Source organism: Streptomyces sp. NPDC001634, from assembly GCF_040298185.1.
In the GTDB taxonomy this organism is placed as follows: domain Bacteria; phylum Actinomycetota; class Actinomycetes; order Streptomycetales; family Streptomycetaceae; genus Streptomyces.
In genome coordinates this window covers 1-1,266 of sequence record NZ_JBEOZU010000073.1, presented here as the reverse complement: position 1 = coordinate 1,266, position 1,266 = coordinate 1, and the positions used below count along the sequence as shown (strand labels likewise).

The following is a 1,266-nucleotide window of genomic DNA, read 5'->3' as shown; positions in this document are numbered from 1 at the left end:
TGGTGCGTTTTGATCCACCGGCCTCTATTTCTCCCCTCATTACCTCCTTTAATTCTTCGCTAATCTTTTGTTTTGGGGCGTCCTCCCCCCCTACACCACAAGCCCCTGATCGGCCTCACGGTCAAGCGGTGGAGTTGCGCCTGGTCGAACGTGGCGGGGAACTTCGCGTCCCGGTCGCGGATCAGATACGCGATGGTGGTGCTCGCGACGGATCTACGCCCTCACGTCTCAGGAAACTCGCCGTGGCTGGCGAGATAGGCGGTGCGATCTTAAATTTTGTGCCCTGGGGCACGGTCCAGGCGGGCCGAGCGCGCGGCCGGACGGGCCCATTAGGCTTGGGCGCTCCGACAGGCGGTCGCCCGCCGCCCGGCGGGGGGTACGGCACTCGTACGGCGGCCCCGCACCACCACACCCAAGGACGGCAACCGAGTGTCTTTCTTCACCATCGGCCACCGCGGCGTCATGGCCGCCGAGCCGGAGAACACCCTGCGCTCCTTCCTGCGGGCCGAACGCGAGGGGCTGGACGGCATCGAGCTGGACCTGCACCTGAGCAAGGATGGCGAGCTGGTCGTCATGCACGACGAGACCCTGGACCGCACGACGGACGGCTCCGGTCCGATCGCCGAGCAGAAATTGCGGAAGCTCAAGAAGCTCGACGCCGGCCTCGGCGAGCGCATCCCCACGTTCGGGGAGGTGCTGGACGCCGTCGGGCCGACGCTGCCGATCCAGGCGGAGATCAAGGACGTGGCCGCAGCCCGGTCGCTGGCCAAGGTGCTCACCGACCGCGACCTGCTGGACCGGGTCTCGGTGCTGTCGTTCCACGACGTGGCGCTGATCGAGATCCACAACCTGCTGCCGCAGGCCCGCACCGTGCTGGTGGCAGGCCCCAGCGCGCACCGCGACACCTTCGTCGGCCGCGCCCAGAAGGTCGGTTCCACCCTGGTCAGCGTGGAGCTGCGCCAGCTGAACCGGGCCATCGTGGAGAAGTGCGGCGCCGCCGGCATCGACGTGATGGCCTGGACCGTCAACGACGAGCGCGACCTGGCGCTGGCCCGGACGCTCGGCCTGGTGGGCTGCGTGACCGACCAGCCCGGCATGAAGCGGCTGGTCGAGGCCACGGCCTGACCTCAGGGGTCCGGGACCGAACCGGCCGCCCGTGCGGTCGGACGAGAGCATGAACGCCGTGGGGTGGGGGGGGGCGGGGCGGGGGGGGTCGCCCACCCCCGCGCCGGGCCCCCACAGCGCGCGTGCGCGCGGGAGACAACA

The 1,266-nt window shown here is 69.7% G+C and carries 1 protein-coding gene; it reads left to right on the top strand.

The annotated features are described in order from the left end of the window. Positions 1-429 precede the first annotated feature (429 nt). Entirely contained in the window at positions 430-1,125 is a 696-nt protein-coding gene (locus ABT186_RS35360) for a glycerophosphodiester phosphodiesterase (RefSeq protein ID WP_351235937.1), read from the top strand. Positions 1,126-1,266: the final 141 nt, after the last annotated feature.